The organism is Kosakonia sacchari SP1 (assembly GCF_000300455.3).
GTDB lineage: Bacteria > Pseudomonadota > Gammaproteobacteria > Enterobacterales > Enterobacteriaceae > Kosakonia > Kosakonia sacchari.
Map to the genome: position 1 here is coordinate 4,285,177 of NZ_CP007215.2, position 19,190 is coordinate 4,304,366.

Annotated in this window: 16 protein-coding genes; 6 read left to right on the forward strand and 10 right to left on the reverse strand. The window is 56.4% G+C overall.

Going from position 1 to position 19,190, the window contains the following annotated elements; genetic code table 11:
* Positions 1-111 precede the first annotated feature (111 nt).
* On the reverse strand, positions 112-2,820 hold the full coding sequence (gene mgtA, locus C813_RS43270) for a magnesium-translocating P-type ATPase (RefSeq protein ID WP_017459091.1): 2,709 nt from the start codon (positions 2,818-2,820) through the stop codon (positions 112-114).
* Between the two features lie 139 nt (positions 2,821-2,959).
* Positions 2,960-3,043 (reverse strand): mgtA regulatory leader peptide MgtL, encoded by an 84-nt coding sequence (gene mgtL / locus C813_RS47715; protein ID WP_139164773.1) that lies wholly within the window; start codon positions 3,041-3,043, stop codon positions 2,960-2,962.
* A 162-nt stretch (positions 3,044-3,205) separates the two neighbouring features.
* Between mgtL and treR the strand changes: the two genes are divergently transcribed.
* The 5 genes from treR (at position 3,206) to nrdG (ending at position 10,572) form a co-directional block, all read left to right on the forward strand.
* Positions 3,206-4,153, forward strand: a complete 948-nt coding sequence (gene treR, locus C813_RS43275) for a trehalose operon repressor TreR (RefSeq protein ID WP_017459093.1) — start codon at positions 3,206-3,208, stop codon at positions 4,151-4,153.
* A 127-nt stretch (positions 4,154-4,280) separates the two neighbouring features.
* Positions 4,281-5,699, forward strand: coding sequence for a PTS trehalose transporter subunit IIBC (treB, locus tag C813_RS43280; protein WP_017459094.1), 1,419 nt, complete (start codon positions 4,281-4,283; stop codon positions 5,697-5,699).
* A gap of 45 nt (positions 5,700-5,744) precedes the next feature.
* Positions 5,745-7,400 (forward strand): alpha,alpha-phosphotrehalase, encoded by a 1,656-nt coding sequence (gene treC / locus C813_RS43285; RefSeq protein ID WP_017459095.1) that lies wholly within the window; start codon positions 5,745-5,747, stop codon positions 7,398-7,400.
* Between the two features lie 384 nt (positions 7,401-7,784).
* A complete protein-coding gene (gene nrdD, locus C813_RS43290) occupies positions 7,785-9,920 on the forward strand; it encodes an anaerobic ribonucleoside-triphosphate reductase (RefSeq protein ID WP_017459096.1) in 2,136 nt (711 codons plus the stop codon).
* A 187-nt stretch (positions 9,921-10,107) separates the two neighbouring features.
* Positions 10,108-10,572: an anaerobic ribonucleoside-triphosphate reductase-activating protein gene (gene nrdG, locus C813_RS43295; RefSeq protein WP_017459097.1), complete on the forward strand. Its 465-nt coding sequence runs from the start codon at positions 10,108-10,110 to the stop codon at positions 10,570-10,572.
* Between the two features lie 5 nt (positions 10,573-10,577).
* Here nrdG and C813_RS43300 read toward each other — a convergent pair whose 3' ends face one another.
* The 3 genes from C813_RS43300 to C813_RS43310 all read right to left on the reverse strand — a co-directional run bounded on the left by C813_RS43300 (position 10,578) and on the right by C813_RS43310 (position 12,107).
* Positions 10,578-10,862, reverse strand: coding sequence for a type II toxin-antitoxin system RelE family toxin (locus C813_RS43300; protein WP_017459098.1), 285 nt, complete (start codon positions 10,860-10,862; stop codon positions 10,578-10,580).
* Entirely contained in the window at positions 10,852-11,094 is a 243-nt protein-coding gene (locus tag C813_RS43305) for a type II toxin-antitoxin system RelB/DinJ family antitoxin (protein WP_017459099.1), read from the reverse strand. Before C813_RS43305 ends, C813_RS43300 begins: the two co-directional genes overlap by 11 nt.
* Positions 11,095-11,186: 92 nt before the next feature.
* The gene (locus C813_RS43310; protein ID WP_017459100.1) at positions 11,187-12,107 is read right to left on the reverse strand and encodes an AraC family transcriptional regulator; all 921 of its coding nucleotides are present in this window, start codon (positions 12,105-12,107) and stop codon (positions 11,187-11,189) included.
* Positions 12,108-12,211: 104 nt separating this feature from the next.
* On the opposite strand from C813_RS43310, the gene C813_RS43315 reads away from it, so the two are divergent.
* A complete protein-coding gene (locus C813_RS43315) occupies positions 12,212-13,045 on the forward strand; it encodes an oxidoreductase (RefSeq protein ID WP_025263745.1) in 834 nt (277 codons plus the stop codon).
* 34 nt (positions 13,046-13,079) lie between these two features.
* Here C813_RS43315 and C813_RS43320 read toward each other — a convergent pair whose 3' ends face one another.
* From C813_RS43320 to C813_RS43340, 5 genes are read right to left on the reverse strand one after another with little or no spacing between them, the layout of a single operon-like run.
* Positions 13,080-14,990, reverse strand: coding sequence for a BglG family transcription antiterminator (locus C813_RS43320; RefSeq protein WP_017459102.1), 1,911 nt, complete (start codon positions 14,988-14,990; stop codon positions 13,080-13,082).
* A gap of 14 nt (positions 14,991-15,004) precedes the next feature.
* Positions 15,005-16,153 carry a lactonase family protein gene (locus C813_RS43325; protein WP_017459103.1) on the reverse strand — a complete coding sequence of 383 codons (1,149 nt, stop codon included), beginning with the start codon at positions 16,151-16,153 and terminating at the stop codon, positions 15,005-15,007.
* Between the two features lie 57 nt (positions 16,154-16,210).
* Complete coding sequence (gene dagF, locus C813_RS43330; protein ID WP_017459104.1) at positions 16,211-16,951, reverse strand: 2-dehydro-3-deoxy-phosphogluconate aldolase; 741 nt, start codon at positions 16,949-16,951, stop codon at positions 16,211-16,213.
* Positions 16,948-18,066, reverse strand: a complete 1,119-nt coding sequence (locus C813_RS43335; protein WP_017459105.1) for a DgaE family pyridoxal phosphate-dependent ammonia lyase — start codon at positions 18,064-18,066, stop codon at positions 16,948-16,950. Before C813_RS43335 ends, dagF begins: the two co-directional genes overlap by 4 nt.
* Positions 18,050-19,183, reverse strand: a complete 1,134-nt coding sequence (locus C813_RS43340; RefSeq protein ID WP_017459106.1) for an amidohydrolase/deacetylase family metallohydrolase — start codon at positions 19,181-19,183, stop codon at positions 18,050-18,052. The genes C813_RS43335 and C813_RS43340 overlap by 17 nt, the downstream gene beginning before the upstream one ends.
* Positions 19,184-19,190: the final 7 nt, after the last annotated feature.

Below are 19,190 nucleotides of genomic sequence, written 5' to 3' on the forward strand. Positions count from 1 at the left end.
CATGCGCCCTCAGGAGCGTCAAGCACGCCGGGCGACAGGGATCACAGCTTGTGGGAATTGAGAGAAATACCCGGCCTGCGTGCTAAGCACAAGCCGGGTTCAGGAGAAGGTTTACTGCCAGCCGTAGCGGCGGCTGTAGAACCCTTTCATCCACTGCGTGAGCGTCATGTAACCTGCGAGGATCGCCACCAGCCACGGGAAGTACGCCAGCGGCAGCGCCTGCAATTGCAGGTATTGCGCCAGCGGCGAGAACGGCAGCGCGATGCCGACACAAATCACCATCAGCGTCATCGCCACCAACGGCCAGGCGGCGCGACTCTGGATAAACGGCACGCGGCGGGTGCGGATCATATGCACAATCAGCGTTTGTGACAGCAAACCGACGACAAACCAGCCGGACTGGAACAGGGTTTGCGCTTCCGGCACGTTAGCTTTAAATACCCACCACATTACGCAAAACGTCACGATGTCGAAGATCGAACTGATCGGACCGAAGAAGATCATAAAACGCCCCAGATCCGCCGGGTTCCAGCGCTGCGGTTTGGCGATCTGTTCCTCATCGACGTTATCAAACGGGATCGCCACCTGCGATACGTCATAGACCAGGTTCTGGATCAGCAAGTGCAGCGGCAACATCGGCAAAAACGGCAGAAACGCGCTCGCCACCAGCACACTGAAGACGTTACCGAAATTGGAACTGGCAGTGATTTTGATGTATTTCAGCATGTTGGCAAAAGTACGGCGGCCTTCGATCACCCCCTCTTCCAGCACCATCAGGCTCTTTTCCAGCAAAATAATATCGGCCGCTTCGCGGGCGATATCCACCGCGCCATCGACGGAAATCCCGATGTCCGCCGCGCGCAACGCCGGAGCGTCGTTAATGCCATCGCCCATAAAACCGACCACATGCCCTTCGCGTTTCAGCAGCCGGACAATGCGCTCTTTATGCATCGGCGTCAGACGGGCAAACAGCGTAATGTGCTTCGCCATTTGCGCCAGCTCATCATCGCTCATGTGCTCAATTTCGCTGCCGGTCAGCGCATCGCCCACTTCCAGCCCCACTTCGTGGCACACTTTCGCCGCCACCAGTTCGCTGTCGCCGGTAAGGATTTTGACGGTGATCCCGCTGGCTTTTAGCGCTTTGAGCGCCGGTGCGGTGGTCTCTTTCGGCGGATCGAGGAAGGCGATATAACCTTCGAGGATCAGATCCGACTCATCAATACGCTGGTAGTCACCGCTACGCGCTGGCAGATATTTGGTCGCCACCGCCACCACGCGCAGCCCCTGGCGGTTTAGCGTGCTGGTCACGCGCTCAATGCGGCGCAGCATGGTGTCGTCCAGCGGGAAGATCTCGCCGTTGAAACGCACCTGCGAGCAGACGCTGAGGATCTCCGTTAACGCGCCTTTGCAAATCAGTTGATGAACATCCTCCTGCTGCGCCACCACCACCGACATGCGGCGGCGCTCGAAATCAAAGGGGATCTCATCCACTTTGCGCCAGCTCGCCGCCAGCGTTTGCGCCGCTTCCGCATCCACGCCTTCCAGCACGGCGGTATCCAGCAGGTTTTTCAGCCCGGTCTGGTAGTGGCTGTTCAGCCAGGCGCTGTGCAGCACTAATTCGCTGACTTTACCGCTGATATCCGTGTGATTTTCCAGCACGATTTTGTCCTGCGTCAGGGTGCCGGTTTTATCGGTACAGAGGATATCCATCGCGCCAAAGTTCTGGATGGCGTCAAGGTGTTTAACGATCACTTTCTGTTTCGACAGTTTCACCGCACCGCGCGCCAGCGTGGAGGTGACAATCATCGGCAACATTTCCGGTGTCAACCCCACGGCAACCGACAGCGCAAACAGCGCCGCTTCCCACCAGTCACCTTTGGTAAAGCCGTTGATCAGCAGGACAATCGGCGTCATCACCAGCATAAAGCGGATCAACAACATGCTGACGCGACTGATGCCTTTCTGAAACGCGTTTTGCTCGGTTTCCTGCTCACTGACACGCCCGGCCAGTTGGCCAAACCAGGTATTGCCGCCCGTGGCGATGACCATCGCCTGTGCCGTGCCGCTCACCACATTGGTGCCCATAAAGCACAGGGTGTCCGCTTCCAGCGGGTTGCGCTGCGCGGCCTGGCGCGTGGTCGCCACTTTCTCAACCGGCAAGGATTCGCCGGTTAGCGAGGCCTGAGCGACAAACAGATCCCGCGCCTGCAACACGCGCAGATCCGCCGGGATCATATCCCCTGCGGCCAGCTTGACGATATCGCCCGGCACCAGTTGATTGATAGGCAATTCGCACCAGCCATTTTCGCCCTTTCCATTCACCACGCGCAGCACCGTCGCGGTGTTGCTGACCATCGCTTTCAGCGCATCGGCCGCTTTGGTCGAACGCGCCTCTTGCAGGAAGTTGAGCAGTGTAGAAATCGCCACCATCAGCGCAATCACGCAAGCGGCGAACAGATCTTCCGAAGCATAGGAAATAATGCCTAAGCAGGTCAGCAGCAGGTTAAACGGGTTGCGATAGCACACCCACAGATGCACCCACCAGGGGGCGGGTTTCTGCGCCGGGATCAGGTTTTCGCCGTGGGTTTCCCGCGCCAGCTCCACTTCCTGCGGGTTCAGCCCTTCCGGGTGGCTGGCAAAGGTTTGCCAGAGATTATCGTGTTCCATCGCAGCAATCTGCAGGCAGCGTTCGCCCATCGAGGCGGGGATAGTGCCCTGGGCGATATGTTGCACGCCGGGGAGCGGATCGCGCTGCACCAGACGACGCGGTAAATGACGGTTGAGGCGAGCGAAAAGCTGCCGGGTAATATTTTTCAGCATGATAGTGTCCTTGCCCCCGCGTCACGCGGGTGCGCTTGACAACTGGCGTAGCAATGCCGCGCCAGCTGGCGTTTTTAATCGGGCAGGGACGAAAACGACGTCGCTGCCTTACGCATCCGGTAAGGCAGCAACAGCAGGCTTACCGGAGAAAGTATCTCCGTCGCGGGAGAGGGGTGGGATCGGGATCCATCTGGCCTCCGGTAAGGTGTGAAGGGCGAATCATAACGTAGCGGTATCATAGCTCCGCTGAATTAAACCAAACGTATACACGCCATCAATCGGTAGCACAAAGTGCATAAACCAGACTTTGCTCATTGCTGGCGCTTGGAAGGGATGCAAAACTCCTTTATCCTGCAACCCGCCCCCATCAGGAAAGGATTGAAGTATGCAAAACCGGCTGACAATCAAAGACATCGCACGCTTAAGCGGCGTGGGCAAATCCACTGTTTCCCGTGTGCTGAATAACGAAAGCGGCGTCAGCCAGCGCACACGCGAACGGGTGGAAGCGGTGGTCAATCAGCACGGTTTCTCCCCTTCCCGCTCCGCGCGCGCCATGCGTGGGCAGAGCGATAAAGTGGTGGCGATTATCGTTTCGCGTCTGGATTCGCTCTCGGAAAACCTTGCCGTACAGACCATGCTTCCGGCATTTTACGAACAGGGTTATGACCCGATTATGATGGAAAGCCAGTTTTCGCCGCAGTTAGTCGAAGAGCATTTGCAGATGCTGAGCCACCGTAATATTGATGGTGTAGTGCTGTTTGGCTTTACCGGCGTCACTGAAAGCCTGCTCACGGCCTGGCAGTCGTCGCTGGTGCTGCTGGCGCGCGACGCCAGTGGTTTCGCCTCGGTCTGTTACGACGATGACGGCGCAATCCAGCTGTTAATGGAAAATCTTTATGCCCGTGGGCATCGCCATATCAGTTTTATTGGCGTACCGCATAGCGATGCCACCACCGGCAAACGCCGCCACGACGCGTATATGGCGTTCTGTCAAAAACACCAGCTCGAACCCACGTTCGCCTTACCGGGCCTTGCCATGAAGCAGGGTTATGAACATGTCGCTAACGTTTTAACCCCTGACACCACCGCGCTGCTCTGCGCGACCGACACACTGGCGCTCGGTGCCAGTAAATATTTGCAGGAACAGCGCATTGATAATCTTCAGTTGGCCAGCGTCGGCAACACGCCGCTGATGAAGTTTCTGCACCCGGAAATTGTGACTGTCGATCCCGGTTACGCCGAAGCGGGCCGCCAGGCTGCCGCGCAATTAATAGAACAGGTCAATGGCCGCGCCACGCCTCGCCAAATCGTGATCCCTGCCCGCCTCGTTTAAGCCGCTTTATCGTTTATTGTGATCCTCGCCAAGTTTCGGGAACGTTCCCATTTTTAATTTTTTTGCCTGCGGTTACGCTTTGCCTCGGTCAAGTTACGCATCATTTCTCCCCCCGAGAGGCACCAGGATGAGCAAAGTAAATCCATCAGATATTGAACAACTTATTGCGCTGGTTGGCGGGCGCGAAAACATCGCGACTGTCAGTCACTGTATTACCCGTTTGCGTTTTGTATTAAACAACCCGGCCGCCGCCGACCCAAAAGCGATTGATCAGCTACCGATGGTCAAAGGCTGTTTCACCAACGCCGGGCAGTTCCAGGTGGTGATTGGCACCAACGTCGGCGACTACTATCAGGCGCTGCGCGCCGCCACCGGTCTGGCCCATGCGGATAAAGAGCAGGCCAAACAGGCAGCGCGACAAAATATGAAATGGCATGAGCGCCTAATCTCCCATTTCGCGGAAATCTTCTTCCCGCTGCTGCCCGCGCTGATTAGCGGCGGTTTGATCCTCGGTTTTCGCAACATTGTCGGCGATGTCCCGATGAGCAACGGCCAGACGCTGGTGCAGATATTTCCGTCATTGAAAACCGTGTATGACTTTCTCTGGTTGATTGGTGAAGCGGTCTTCTTCTACCTGCCGGTCGGCGTTTGTTGGTCCGCGGTGCGCAAAATGGGCGGGACACCAATCCTCGGTATCATCCTCGGCGTGACGCTGGTTTCACCCCAGTTGATGAATGCGTATTTACTGGGTTCGCAAGTGCCAGAAGTGTGGAACTTTGGTCTGTTCAGCATCGCGAAAGTGGGCTATCAGGCGCAGGTGATCCCGGCGCTGCTGGCGGGGCTGGCGCTCGGCATCATTGAAACGCGGCTCAAAAAACTGGTACCAGATTCCCTCTATCTGGTGATTGTTCCGGTCTGTTCGCTGATTCTGTCTGTATTCCTGGCGCATGCGTTAATCGGCCCGTTCGGCCGCATGATTGGTGACGGCGTGGCGTGGGCGGTTCGCCATCTGATGACAGGCAGCTTCGCCCCGATTGGCGCGACACTGTTTGGTTTCCTCTACGCGCCGCTGGTGATTACCGGTGTGCATCAGACCACGCTGGCTATCGACATGCAGATGATTCAGAACATGGGCGGGACACCGGTGTGGCCGTTGATTGCGCTGTCAAACGTTGCACAGGCATCTGCGGTGGTGGGCATCATTATCTCCAGCCGTAAAGAAAATGAGCGTGAAATTTCGGTTCCGGCAGCTATCTCCGCGTTTCTCGGCGTCACCGAACCTGCCATGTACGGCATCAACCTGAAATACCGCTTCCCGATGCTGTGCGCGATGATCGGCTCCGGACTTGCCGGGCTGCTGTGCGGTCTTAACGGTGTGCTGGCGAACGGGATTGGCGTGGCGGGTCTGCCGGGTTTTCTCTCGATTCAACCCGCTTTCTGGCAGGTCTTCGCACTGGCTACAGCGGTGGCGGTTGTCATCCCGCTGGTGCTGACCTCCTTTGTTTATCAGCGTAAGTTCCGTCACGGCACATTGCAGATTGTGTAATTTTTGGGGCGCGTTTGCGCCCCTTCGTTTTCGCAGGAAATCATGATGAATACCCTTCCCCATTGGTGGCAAAACGGCGTTATCTACCAGATTTACCCAAAAAGTTTTCAGGACACGACCGGCACGGGCACCGGTGATTTACGCGGCGTGATTACGCGCCTCGACTACTTACAAACCCTCGGCGTCGACGCCATCTGGCTGACGCCATTTTATATTTCCCCGCAGGTGGATAACGGCTACGACGTGGCGAATTACACCGCCATCGATCCGCTTTACGGCACACTGGCAGACTTTGATGAACTGGTCGCCCAGGCGCACCAGCGCGGTATCCGCCTGGTGCTGGATATGGTGTTTAACCATACCTCGACCCAGCATGCCTGGTTTCAGGCGTCGCAGGATCCGGCAAGCCCCTACCGTTCTTTCTATATCTGGCGCGACGGCGAACCAGAAACGCCGCCGAATAACTGGCGATCGAAATTCGGCGGCAGCGCATGGCGCTGGCACAGCCAGAGCGGTCAGTACTATTTGCATCTGTTCGCGCCGGAGCAGGCCGATCTCAACTGGGAAAACCCGGCGGTACGCGACGAGCTGAAAAAAGTCTGCACCTTCTGGGCCGATCGCGGTGTCGACGGTTTGCGTCTCGATGTGGTCAATTTAATCTCGAAACAGCAGGATTTCCCCGACGATCACAGCGGCGACGGACGACGTTTTTATACCGACGGCCCGCGCGCCCATGAATTTTTGCAGGAGATGAGCCGTGAGGTTTTTCGCCCGCGCGAGTTGATGACGGTTGGTGAGATGTCCTCTACCACGCTGGAACATTGCCAGCGCTACGGTGCACTCGACGGCAGCGAGCTATCGATGACGTTTAACTTCCACCATCTGAAAGTCGACTATCCCGATGGCGAAAAATGGTCGCTGGCGAAACCGGATTTCGTGGCGTTGAAATCGCTGTTCCGCCACTGGCAGCAAGGAATGCACAACGTAGCGTGGAATGCGCTGTTCTGGTGTAACCATGATCAACCGCGCATTGTGTCGCGCTTTGGCGATGAAGGCGCGTTGCGCGTGCCCGCCGCCAAAATGCTGGCGCTGGTGCTGCACGGCATGCAGGGCACGCCGTACATTTATCAGGGCGAAGAGATCGGTATGACCAATCCGCATTTTGCGCGCATTACCGATTACCGTGATGTGGAAAGCCAGAATATGTTTGCCGAACTCCGTGCCGCCGGACGCGAGCCGGAAGCGCTGCTGGCGATCCTCGCCAGTAAATCGCGCGATAACAGCCGCACGCCCATGCAGTGGACCGGCCGCAAAAACGCTGGTTTCACCACCGCCGATCCGTGGATTGGTCTGTGCGATAACTATCGGGAAATCAACGTCGAAAACGCGGTCAACGATCGCGATTCGGTGTTCTATACCTATCAGTCGTTGATTCGCCTGCGGAAAAACTTGCCGATACTCACCTGGGGCGATTATCAGGATCTGCTCCCCACTCACCCGCACTTATGGTGTTACCGCCGTCAGTGGCAGGGAGAAACGTTGTTGGTTATCGCTAACCTCAGCAATCAATTCCAGCCGTGGCGGCCAGAAACCTTGCCGGGAGACTGGCAGGTTGCCATCAGCAACTATGCGGAAGTTTCCCCTGCTCCTGCTGAAATGACCCTGCGACCGTTCGAAGCCGTTTGGTGGCATCAAAAATAAGCGTTTTTCACTTCCCTGGCGCAAAAAAACAGCAGGCATAAACCTGCTGTTTTTGTTGACTTTTTAGTCAAAACGAGAATGCCTGAATTTACATTTCCTCTGAGTGCCCGTCCGCTGCGCTATCCGGTTTTTACTTTGTTCTGAGTCAATAAAAGCGTAAACATGTTTGATGCAAATCACTATATATAGAAATTAGAATGCACCCCAGCCCTATATGTTGTATTAATCGACTATTATTCGAACAAGCTGACCACCGCAAAAGCGATACACGCTGTGGATAACATGGGCCAGGACGGGACAAACTTATTGGTTTTAGTAATGAATAACCAGCCAGTCGGCGCGTCCTCATATTGTGGATAACCTGTTTTCTAAAATGGAGTGATCATGACACCGCATGTGATGAAACGAGACGGCTGTAAAGTGCCTTTCAACTCAGAGCGCATTCAAGAAGCGATTTTGCGTGCAGCTAAAGCAGCGGGAGTCGATGACGCAGACTATTGCGCCACCGTCGCAGAGGTAATTAGTCGTCAGATGCAGGGCCGATCGCAGGTCGATATTAGCGAAATCCAGACTGCCGTCGAAAACCAGTTAATGTCCGGGCCGTATAAACAACTGGCGCGCGCCTACATTGAGTATCGCCACGATCGCGATATCGCCCGGGAAAAACGCGGCCGTCTGAACCAGGATATTCGCGGTCTGGTTGAGCAAACCAACTCGGCGTTGCTCAATGAGAACGCCAACAAAGACAGTAAGGTGATCCCGACTCAGCGCGATCTGCTGGCGGGCATTGTCGCCAAACACTACGCTCGCCAGCACTTGCTGCCGCGCGATGTGGTACTGGCGCACGAACGCGGTGAAATCCACTACCACGATCTCGACTATTCCCCGTTCTTCCCGATGTTCAACTGTATGCTGATCGATCTGAAAGGCATGCTGACCCACGGCTTTAAAATGGGCAATGCGGAGATTGAACCGCCAAAATCGATCTCTACCGCCACGGCGGTTACCGCGCAGATTATCGCCCAGGTCGCCAGCCATATTTATGGCGGCACCACTATCAACCGGATCGATGAAGTGCTGGCACCGTTCGTCAGCGCCAGCTTCGAAAAACACCGCAAAGTCGCCACCGAGTGGAATATTCCTGACGCCGATGGTTATGCACGCAGCCGCACCGAGAAAGAGTGTTACGACGCGTTCCAGTCGCTGGAATATGAAGTTAACACCCTGCACACCGCGAACGGCCAGACACCGTTTGTCACCTTCGGTTTCGGGCTGGGCACCAGTTGGGAATCCCGTTTGATCCAGCAGTCGATCCTGCGTAATCGCATTGCGGGTCTGGGTAAAAACCGTAAAACCGCCGTGTTCCCGAAACTGGTGTTCGCCATTCGCGACGGTCTGAATCACAAGTTCGACGATCCGAATTACGACATCAAACAGCTGGCGCTGGAGTGCGCGAGCAAGCGCATGTATCCGGATATCCTCAATTACGATCAGGTCGTGAAAGTGACCGGCTCGTTTAAAACGCCGATGGGCTGCCGCAGCTTCCTTGGCGTGTATGAAGAGAACGGCGAACAAATTCATGACGGGCGCAACAACCTCGGCGTCATCAGCCTTAACCTGCCGCGCATCGCGCTGGAAGCGAAAGGTGATGAAGCGGCGTTCTGGAAACTGCTGGACAGCCGCCTGCAACTGGCGAAAAAAGCGCTGATGACCCGTATCGCGCGCCTCGAAGGGGTGAAAGCCCGCGTTGCGCCAATCCTCTATATGGAAGGGGCTTGCGGCGTGCGCCTGAAAGCGGACGACGATATTGCGCCGATCTTTAAAAACGGTCGCGCGTCGATTTCGCTGGGTTATATCGGCATTCACGAAACGATCAACGCGCTGTCTGGCAATAAGCACATCTACGACAGTGAAGCACTGCGTGCCAAAGGCGTGGCAATCGTTGAGCGTCTGCGCCAGGCGGTTGATCAGTGGAAAGAGGAGACCGGTTACGGTTTTAGCCTTTACAGCACGCCGAGCGAGAACCTGTGCGACCGCTTCTGCCGTATCGACACCGCTGACTTCGGCGTGGTGGAAGGGGTAACCGATAAAGGTTACTACACCAACAGCTTCCACCTTGATGTCGAGAAAAAGGTGAACCCGTACGACAAAATCGATTTCGAAGCGCCGTACCCGCCGTTAGCCAGCGGTGGCTTTATCTGCTACGGCGAGTACCCGAACATTCAGCACAACCTGCGCGCACTGGAAGATGTCTGGGATTACAGCTACCAGCACGTGCCGTATTACGGCACCAACACACCTATCGACGAGTGCTACGAGTGCGGTTTTACCGGTGAGTTCGAATGCACCAGCAAAGGTTTTACCTGCCCGAAATGCGGTAACCACGACGCGTCCCGCGTCTCCGTTACCCGCCGCGTTTGCGGCTACCTCGGCAGCCCGGACGCACGTCCGTTCAACGCTGGCAAGCAAGAAGAAGTGAAACGCCGCGTGAAACACCTCGGCAACGGGCAAATCGGTTAACGCGTTGATCGCGGATGACGGCTTATCCTGTCTGCGAATCATCTGCAATATATCCGCAACGCAATTGGCGTCAGAACAAGGCGGCAATGGCGAGTGTCCCGGGGAGCTTACATAAGTAAGTGACCCGGGCGCACGCCAGCAGCCAACGCCGTTATGGCGTCAATTGATAAGCGGATTAGAAGGGAAAATGAATTACCACCAATACTACCCAGTCGACATCGTCAACGGCCCCGGCACACGCTGCACACTGTTCGTCTCCGGCTGCGTCCATGAATGCCCGGGCTGCTACAACAAAAGCACCTGGCGGCTGAACTCCGGCGTGCCGTTTACCACGGAAATGGAAGATCGGATCATTGCCGATCTCAACGATACGCGTATCAAGCGCCAGGGGATTTCACTCTCCGGCGGCGATCCGCTGCACCCGCAAAACGTACCGGATATTTTAAAGCTGGTGACCCGTATCCGCGCCGAGTGCCCCGGTAAAGATATCTGGGTGTGGACCGGTTACAAAATGGACGAACTGAACGCCGCGCAGCTGGAGGTAGTCGGATTGATCAACGTGCTGATCGACGGCAAATTCGTTCAGGATCTGAAAGACCCGATGCTTATCTGGCGCGGCAGCAGCAACCAGGTTGTGCATCACTTGCGTTGACCACATTAGAGCCGCTTGCTGGCATCCTGATAAGCGGCGGCTTTTTCGCGTTTACCGATAGACACAACGAATACCGTCACCACATGGTCTCTGACCTGATAGACCAACCGGTAGCCTGATGATCGCAATTTGATCTTGTAGCAATCCGGAAATTGATGCAGTCGGGTCTTTTCAATTCTGGGTTGAACCAGCACAGCCGCCAGTTTCTTTTTGAACTGTGTTTTTACCGTGGCACCGAGTTTTTTCCATTCTTTGTATGCGCGGGGATCAAACACCAGCTCATAATTCATCCAGATTAACCTTGATGCCTTTTTGCGGGTTCGCCAGGCGCTCCCGGACAATCTCCAGCAACGCCGATTCGTCCTCGCTCACCGTCACTGTTTTGATCGGCATACGCCCGTTTTCAGCGACATATTGGAACAGTAAGCGAACGGCTTCGGTTGGGGTGATATTGAGTTTTTCCAGCACGCGCCAGGCCTCTTCTTTGAGTTTGTCATCCAGTCGAACATTTAGCGTCGCCATTATGCCTCCGGTAAAAAGAGAATGTGTAATGCAATATAGCATTACATGCGCATTACATGCATTTATGGAAAGAAGCTCTCATTCTCGCTCTTTCAGTGCGACGAGATATATTCCGACGCTGAATGCGCCGGAGGAACGGCAAAACTGTTTTGCATACGTCTGACCTCCTCCGCTGGCGGTAAACCGAAGAGCCGTTTGAACTCGCGATTAAACTGTGACGGGCTTTCGTAACCAACAGCGTAACAGGCCGCTGCGGCAGTGAGTCGCTGGCGAACCATTAACATCCGCGCCTGGTGCAGCCGTACCGATTTCACATACTGCATCGGCGGCATCTGGGTTATCGCTTTGAAATGGCTGTGGAATGTCGGCACACTCATCCCGGCTTGCTGAGCCAGTTGCGACAGCGTAAAGGATTGAGCATAAGTCGCGTGAATGTAACGCAGCGTTTTGCCAATTTTACCGAACTGCCCCTGCAAGGCTAACGCGGCGCGCATCGCATTGCCTTGTGCGCCAGTCAACACTCGAAAATAGAGTTCCCGCACCCGCGCCGGGCCAAGGATCGCCGCTTCAAGCGGGTTGCCGAGCGTCTCCAGTAAACGCAGTACCGCGCTTTTCAGTGTCTCGTCCATCGGGCTGGACATCATACTTTGCGGCGAAGCGGATAATAGTGGAAAACCGTGCTGTTCAATTTGCAGCATCACATCTGCGGCGACCTGAAAATCCAGATGCATGTAAATCGCCAGCAGCGGGTGGTCAGCCGATGCATCGGTTTCCATCACAAAAGGCACCGGAACCGATACCGCCAGATAGTGCTGCTCGTCGTAAAGATAGATCCGTTGGCCGAAATAACCCCGCTTGCTGCCCTGGCAGACAATCACAATCCCCGGATCGTAAAGCACCGGTGTGCGGGCCAGCGGGCGATCGGAACGCAGAATACGCACATCCGCCAGCGCTGTCAGGTTGTACCCCTCCTGCGGGGCAAGTTCCATTAACCTCGCGATCATGTCAGCCATCGCGCACCTCATAAGATCAGGCAATAAAAAGAGAAGATATGGCCTAAAAAGCCAGCAGGCAAGAGAATAATATGCAGCTTCCATTTTTCATGGGAGTAAGCGTTATGTCACCTGTAAAAACACTTTTTATCACTGGCGTCAGCAGCGGCTTTGGTCGCGCGCTGGCGCAGGAAGCATTGGCTGCGGGTCACACCGTCATTGGCACAGTGCGCAACCGCGACGCGCAGCAGGCATTTGAAGCCCTGCATCCGCATCGGGCATTTGCTCGCCTGCTTGATGTCACTGATTTTGCGCAAATCAATGACGTAGTCGCAGAAGTTGAATCACGCATCGGGGCCATCGACGTGCTGGTAAACAACGCCGGTTACGGCCATGAAGGGATCATGGAAGAGTCCTCGCTTGCAGAGATGCACCGCCAATTCGACGTCAATGTGTTTGGTGCCGCGGCCATGATGAAAGCCGTGCTGCCCGGCATGCGCCAGCGCCGCAGCGGGCACATTATCAATATCACCTCGATGGGCGGTTATATCACCATGCCCGGAATAGCCTGGTATTGCGGCAGCAAATTCGCGCTGGAAGGGATCAGCGAAACACTAGGCAAAGAGGTGAAGCCTTTTGGTATCCACGTGACGGCAGTAGCGCCGGGATCGTTTCGTACCGAGTGGGCCGGGCGCTCAATGATCCGCACGCCCCGCGCCATTGCCGATTACGATGCGCTTTTTGATCCGATTCGCCAGGCGCGCGAGGAAAAAAGTGGAAAGCAGCCCGGCGATGCCGTCAAAGCGGCTCGCGCCATGCTGGCGATAATAGACAGCGACACACCGCCCGCGCACCTGTTGCTGGGCAGCGATGCGCTCAGTCTGGTGCGGGGAAAACTGGCGGCACTCACTGCGGAGATTGACGAATGGGAGGCACTGACCCGCTCTACCGATGGTTAACAGGCACGGGGCGCGAAAGCGCCCCGGAATGGGCTCAAAAGCGGCTCAGCGACTCCATCGCCACACTTTTAAACGACGCGAAATCGGCACAGGCACAGAGTCGCGCCGTTACGCGTTCGCGCAGGAAGGTAACGAAAATATCGTAGATCGCCATCGCCTCTTCATACTCACTCTTGCTGATCGCCAGCAGGAAGATGACATGCGCGGTTTCATCACCCCATGCGATCCCCTCAGGTGCCAGCACGGTATAGACCACCGTTTTTTTCGCCAGCAGCCCCAGGGCGTGCGGCAACGCGATGCCCTCGCCGAGCAGGGTGCTGACAATCGCTTCGCGCTCGACCACCGAATCGAGAAACTCCGCGTCGACAAAGCCTTCATCCTGCAATTGGTGACACAAGGTGTTGAACAGCGTTTGTTGATCCATCGCGCCGTCGATGATGCGGAAATGCGCGGCATCAAAATACTTTTCCAGCATCCACGGACGCGTTCGGTCTACCAGCACCAGCTTGCCGATCTGCTCCAGTTGATACTCGCTGGGAAACGGCGCGATGGTGACGACCGGCTTATCTTTTTCATTCACCCGCGCGGTGGAGATAACAAAATCCTCCGCGATGCCGTCGCACTGCTCGTACTCACGCAGCGTCACGGTACGCGTCACCACAATCTGCGGATATTTACGCGCCAGCACCGCCTCAATCATCCGCACCATCGCATTGCCGACATCGCACACCAGCAACACGCGCGGCTGGCGCTGATAACCCACGTTGTAATGGCGCTCAAGACCCACGCCGATATGCAGCACCAGAAAACCGATCTCGTTTTCGCTGATCACATAAGGCGTGTATTTCCCCCAACTGGAGACCGCCGCCAGCGTCATATCCCACGCCATGGGATAGTGCTGTTTAATGTTATCCAGCAATGGGTTAGGGATCATTATCTGGTAGCGCACGCGGGTGATCATGGTTTTGATATGCGTGAGCAGATCCGCGTGCAACTGGTCATCGTTTTGCAGGTTGTAGTTATAGTGCGTATTGATATAGCCGAGGATGTAGTTGACCAGCGCTTCGTCGTCATCGGCGCTGATGGCGCTGGGCGCAATCTCTTGTACGCGCCGTCCGGCGATATGTACCCGCAGCCAGTGCTCCTCCGCCGCCGCCAGCGGTTTTCCCGCCAGCTGTTGCAGCGCAGAAGAGATATCCCGCGCCGCCTCTTTGACATTGTCGTCCCCATCTTCGGCGCTGAATTCAGAGAGCGGATAGCCCTCGCTGATGCGGCGAACCGCCACCGCACAGTAAAGGCGGATAAACAGATCGCCCTCATCCGTGAGGCGAATATGGTGGCAGTTAAAACAGTCATGCAGAATGGCAGCCAGCGCCTCCAGTACGCCCGGATTGAGCGCTTCTTCGGTGATCAGCGGGTTATCGGCATTTTGCTGCGCCAGTTCCCACAACAGATCCGTCAGACAGGCGCGCAGCGCCATTTCGCTGCCAAACAGTTTCATGCCGTGACGCGGACGGGTTTCCAGCGTCAGACGGTAGCGGGAAAACCACTCGCGCACCTCGGTCATATCATTTTGCAGCGTGGCGCGGCTGACAAACCACTCATCCGCCAGATCTTCCAGCTTAAGCGAGAAGGCGGACGTGAGAAAACGCACCACCAGGTAATGCACACGCTCCGGCCCGCTGCGCGGAATGCGCAGCGCACGCGGGCGCGCCGCCTGCAAGCTCTGGTAACGCGTGGCGTCATCAATTTTCAGTTGATAGCCGCTGCCGCGCGTCAAAATAAACTGCGCACCGTGGTGCAGCAGTAGCGCATTCAGTGCGGTGATATCGGCCCGAACGGTACGCGTCGAGACCGACAAGCGCTGTGCCAGCTCATCCTGCGGTAGCGTCTCGTTTTGCAACATCATAAACAGTTGCGCCAAACGTTGGTTCGGGAATCGCACGTCGCTCTCCAGACTTAAGGGTGAGAAGAAATAACCATCTGAGATGGACTGCCTACCGGCGTGTAGTCCGGCTCAAAATGCAGTTTCCCGTCACGTTCCACGCGAAAACGGGTGATGTTATCGCTGCGCTGGTTCATCACGTATAGCCAGCGACCATTGTCCGCCAGCGTCAACGTGCGCGGGTAATCGCCGCGCGTCCAGACATCGTCTTGATGGGTTAGCGACCCATCGGCTTTCACCGTAAAGTGCGCGATGCTGTTATGCAACCGGTTGGCGACATACAGCTGTTTCCCGTCACCACTTAATACCAGCCCGGCGGCAAAACTGGTGCCTTTATACGCTTTCGGTAGCGCCGAAAAGGTTTTCCCCGGCAACAACGTGCCGGTGGTTTTGTTCAGCGCGTAGTGCGTGAGCGTCGAGGCTTCTTCATTGATCAGCCACAGGCCATCGCCCTTTGGTGTGAACACAAAGTGGCGCGGCCCGGCACCTTGCGAAGAGGCGCTAATAAAGGGTGGATCATTCGGCGTTAACGCGCCCGTTTTGCCATCAAACTGATACTGATAAATGCGATCCAGCCCAAGATCGGTAGAAAAGACGAATTTCCCGCTCGGATCGGCGGCGATCATATGCGCATGCGGGCCATTATGATCGCTAATCGCAAAACTGCCTTCCACCGCCGCAGCCGGTTTCGCCGCGCCCGGTTCGCCCTGATCCTGACGCGTATCCACCGCCTCACCGAGGCTACCATCTGCTTTCACCGGCAGCACGGCAATCGATCCGCTGATATAATTCGCCACCAGCAAAAAATGTCCATCCGGCGTCAGCGACAGATAGACCGGTCCGGCACCACCGGACGCCACCTGGTTCAGCACGCTCAACTCACCGTTATCGCCAATACGCAGCGCCTGCACCGCGCCCTTTTCCACCTCGCTGGCGAGATAGAGTGTTTTACCATCCCGCGCCACCGTTAGTTGCGCCGCGTTCGGCAACGGGCTGACCAGCGTTTTATTGCCCAGTGCCCCGGATTGCGGGTCAACGGTAAAGCGATAAAGCCCTTCACCGTTCGGGTTGTAGGTTCCCACCCAGGCGTATTGCGTTTGAGCCATGGCGCTGGTCGCCAGCAGAGAAAGTGAAACGGTAAGCAGATGACGAGTGGTAAGCATGAGAGCTCCTTACGTGACGAGGGGAGTTTCCCCTCCCTTATCGGGAGGGAAGGCCGTTTACTTCACCAATCTTTTGGTCATTTCCAGCAACTGGCGAACATCCGCCGGGCGCGTGTCACCACTCGCCTTATCAATGATTGAACTGTAAATATGCGGGATCACTTTACGCACACCCGCATCCAGCGCGATTTGCAGGATTTCACTGAAGTTTTCGAGATCGATTCCACCGGTCGGCTCCAGCCAGAAATCATGGCGTGCACAGGCTTGCGCCACGGCGATGAATTCGTCGCGGCATTTCAACCCGCCCATCGGGAAGTATTTAATGGAGCTGCCGCCCATATCTTTTAGCAGCGCAATAGCCGTTTCCACCGGCACAATGCCGTCTGGCGCCTGGCTGCTCAACGGCCCGGTGGAGATTTTTACCATCCCCGGCGTGCCGGTTGGCGAGACCAGACCGTTAACCACCGTGTCGTGCTGCCCGAGCAGCGCGCGGCTGGTCGCCACGCCAGTGAACACCTGGTTAACGTGCTGCGGTTGAACTTCACGGGAGATGGCGCTGACCATGGCCGACTGGTTCGGATCGCCCGCACCAAGGCCAACGGAAAGCGCATTATCAATACGTGCTGCGTAGTCGCGCATATCCGCGACGGCAGTCGCCACATCCGGGTAGTTTTTCGACAGCACGCCCACCAGCACATGGCCTTCCGCGGCCTCGTAAATTGCGCTGGCGTTCTCTTTGCTGCCCGCCAGTACGTTCAGACATACGCGGTCGCGGTAAAAATTCGGCGTTAGTTTCATACGTTGGATCCCTTGTTCAGTTCTTCGGCGATGCGGCGGTAAATAATCATCAGTTGTTCAGCGGTGACGCTGCGCACATCAGCTTCGATAATCCCTTCGTTGGCTTTATAACCACGGAAGTAAATGGCGTATTCGCCCTGTTTCAGGGCGCTGACCAGCTCGCCGGTAGCGATCCCGGTGACGGCTTCATCAAATTTGATTTCGCTGCGGGCAATATCGCGCCCGGCGCTGTCCCACACCACGCGGGCGCGCACACCTTGCAGCGTGTTTAGCTGGTCGATAAACGGCGTCATTTTGGCGACCATTTCCGCCCCGCTCTCTTTGCTGGCAGAAAGATAATGCTCAATGGCGCACGTCAGGCCGAGAATGCCCTCTTTGCCCACTTTCATCGCCCGGCCAATGCCCGCCGTCTGGCGTTTTACCCACTCTACATACTGCGTTTTGCCGATCACCAGCCCGCTGGTTGGCCCTTCAATCGCTTTTGCGCCGCTGTAGATAACCAAATCCGCACCGGCGCGGTAGTAGCACTGCAAATCCTCTTCCGCCGCCGCATCAACAATCAGCGGCAGGTTGTGCTTGCGCGCCACCACAGCGGCCTGTTCCACGCTGAGCATGCTTTTCTGTACACAGTGATGAGATTTGATAAAGAGGATCGCCGCCGTGCGCGGCGAGATTGCCGCCGCCAGTTGATCGGCAGAGCATTCATTGGCGTAACCGGCTTCCACCACTTTGCCGCCGCCCAGCGCCACCATGGTGCCAACCGGCGCGCCAAAGTTAACGTTGTGCCCGCGCGGCAGCACGATTTCGTTGTTCTCAATTGGCGTGCTGTGCAGGTTTTCCAGCAGCCAGTCGCTGTCTTTCACCAGCACGGCGGCGACGGACTGGGCAATGCCGGCCGACGCGCACGACACCACCGTCGCGCCTTCAACTTCCAGCAGTTTGGCAATGTATTCGCCAGTTTTATTCACCAGATCTTTCATTTCGAAGTAGTGATTCATGCCACTTAATACGGCGTCGACCACTTCCGGGCGTGGCGTGGAAACGCCGAGCGCCGTCATGCGCCCGGAGGCGTTAATCACCTGTTTCAACTGGTACTTATCATAAATCGAAGGCATGTGCGGCACTCCCTTGTTCGGTCATATAGCCCTTGCCTGCACGAATCGCGGCAAGCGGCGTGAGGATCTGTTCGGCCTGTAACGTCTCGTTTTCCGCATCGGTGAACAGCACCGGCTGGCGTTTCAGGTCGAAAATGGTCAGGTCGGCGTCGAAACCCACGGCAAGACGCCCTTTATGCTTCAGGCGCAAGCCATCGGCAGCGTGGTCGGTCACACAGGCGATCACCTGCGGCAGCGACATGCCAATGGCGAGGAATTTGGACATCACATTCGCCAGCGAGCGTACTGGGCCATCGATACGGTTGCGGCAGTAAATGTCGGAACTGATGGTCTGCGGCAAAATGCCAAGCGCGATAGCTTGCTGTGCCACCGCAAAGCTGAAACTGGCGCTGCCGTGTCCAACATCAAGGCGCACACCGCGCGCAATTGCGTGAGTCACGGAAGCTCGCAGCTCGCCAGTTGGCGTCAGAATGCGGTTTGGCTTGCCGTTATAGCAGTGGGTAATGATGTCGCCGGAAGTGAGTAGATCGGCGATTTCATCGAGATTGGGCGGGTTGTTGCCAATATGCACCATCAACGGCAAATCCCCGTTCTGTTGCTGAATAGCTTTGGCGCGTTGCAGCGGCGTGATGCCGTTGTCGCCGACCACGCTACTGCTCATGCGCGCTTTCAGGCCGACAATAAAATCCGGGTGGCGTTTTATGGCATCGCGCGCGGCATTAGCGTCGATATTGTTCAGGTTCGCCAGTTCGTTTTGCGCAATCAGACCAACGCGCGAGATATTCAGCAGCGCATAGACGTCCGTCGACGCCTTGCGGGTAATGGCATAAAAATCATCGATGTCATCCGCGCCGGTGCTCCCGGCGTCAATCACCGTGGTAACACCGGTCTGAATGCCGACGCTATCGGGCTCGTCGTGATAAATGGGTGAGTTCGGGTAACAGTGGACATGGGAGTCGATCCACCCGGCGCTGACATAGTGTTCGCCATGTAAATCCACGATTTTTGCCGCCGGGCCGTCGATATCGCCAAGCGCCGCGATTTTGCCCGCCGCGATGGCAATATCCGTCACCGTGTCGTCAACCAGACGCGCCCGGCGCAGGAGTAAATCAAACATGCGAATC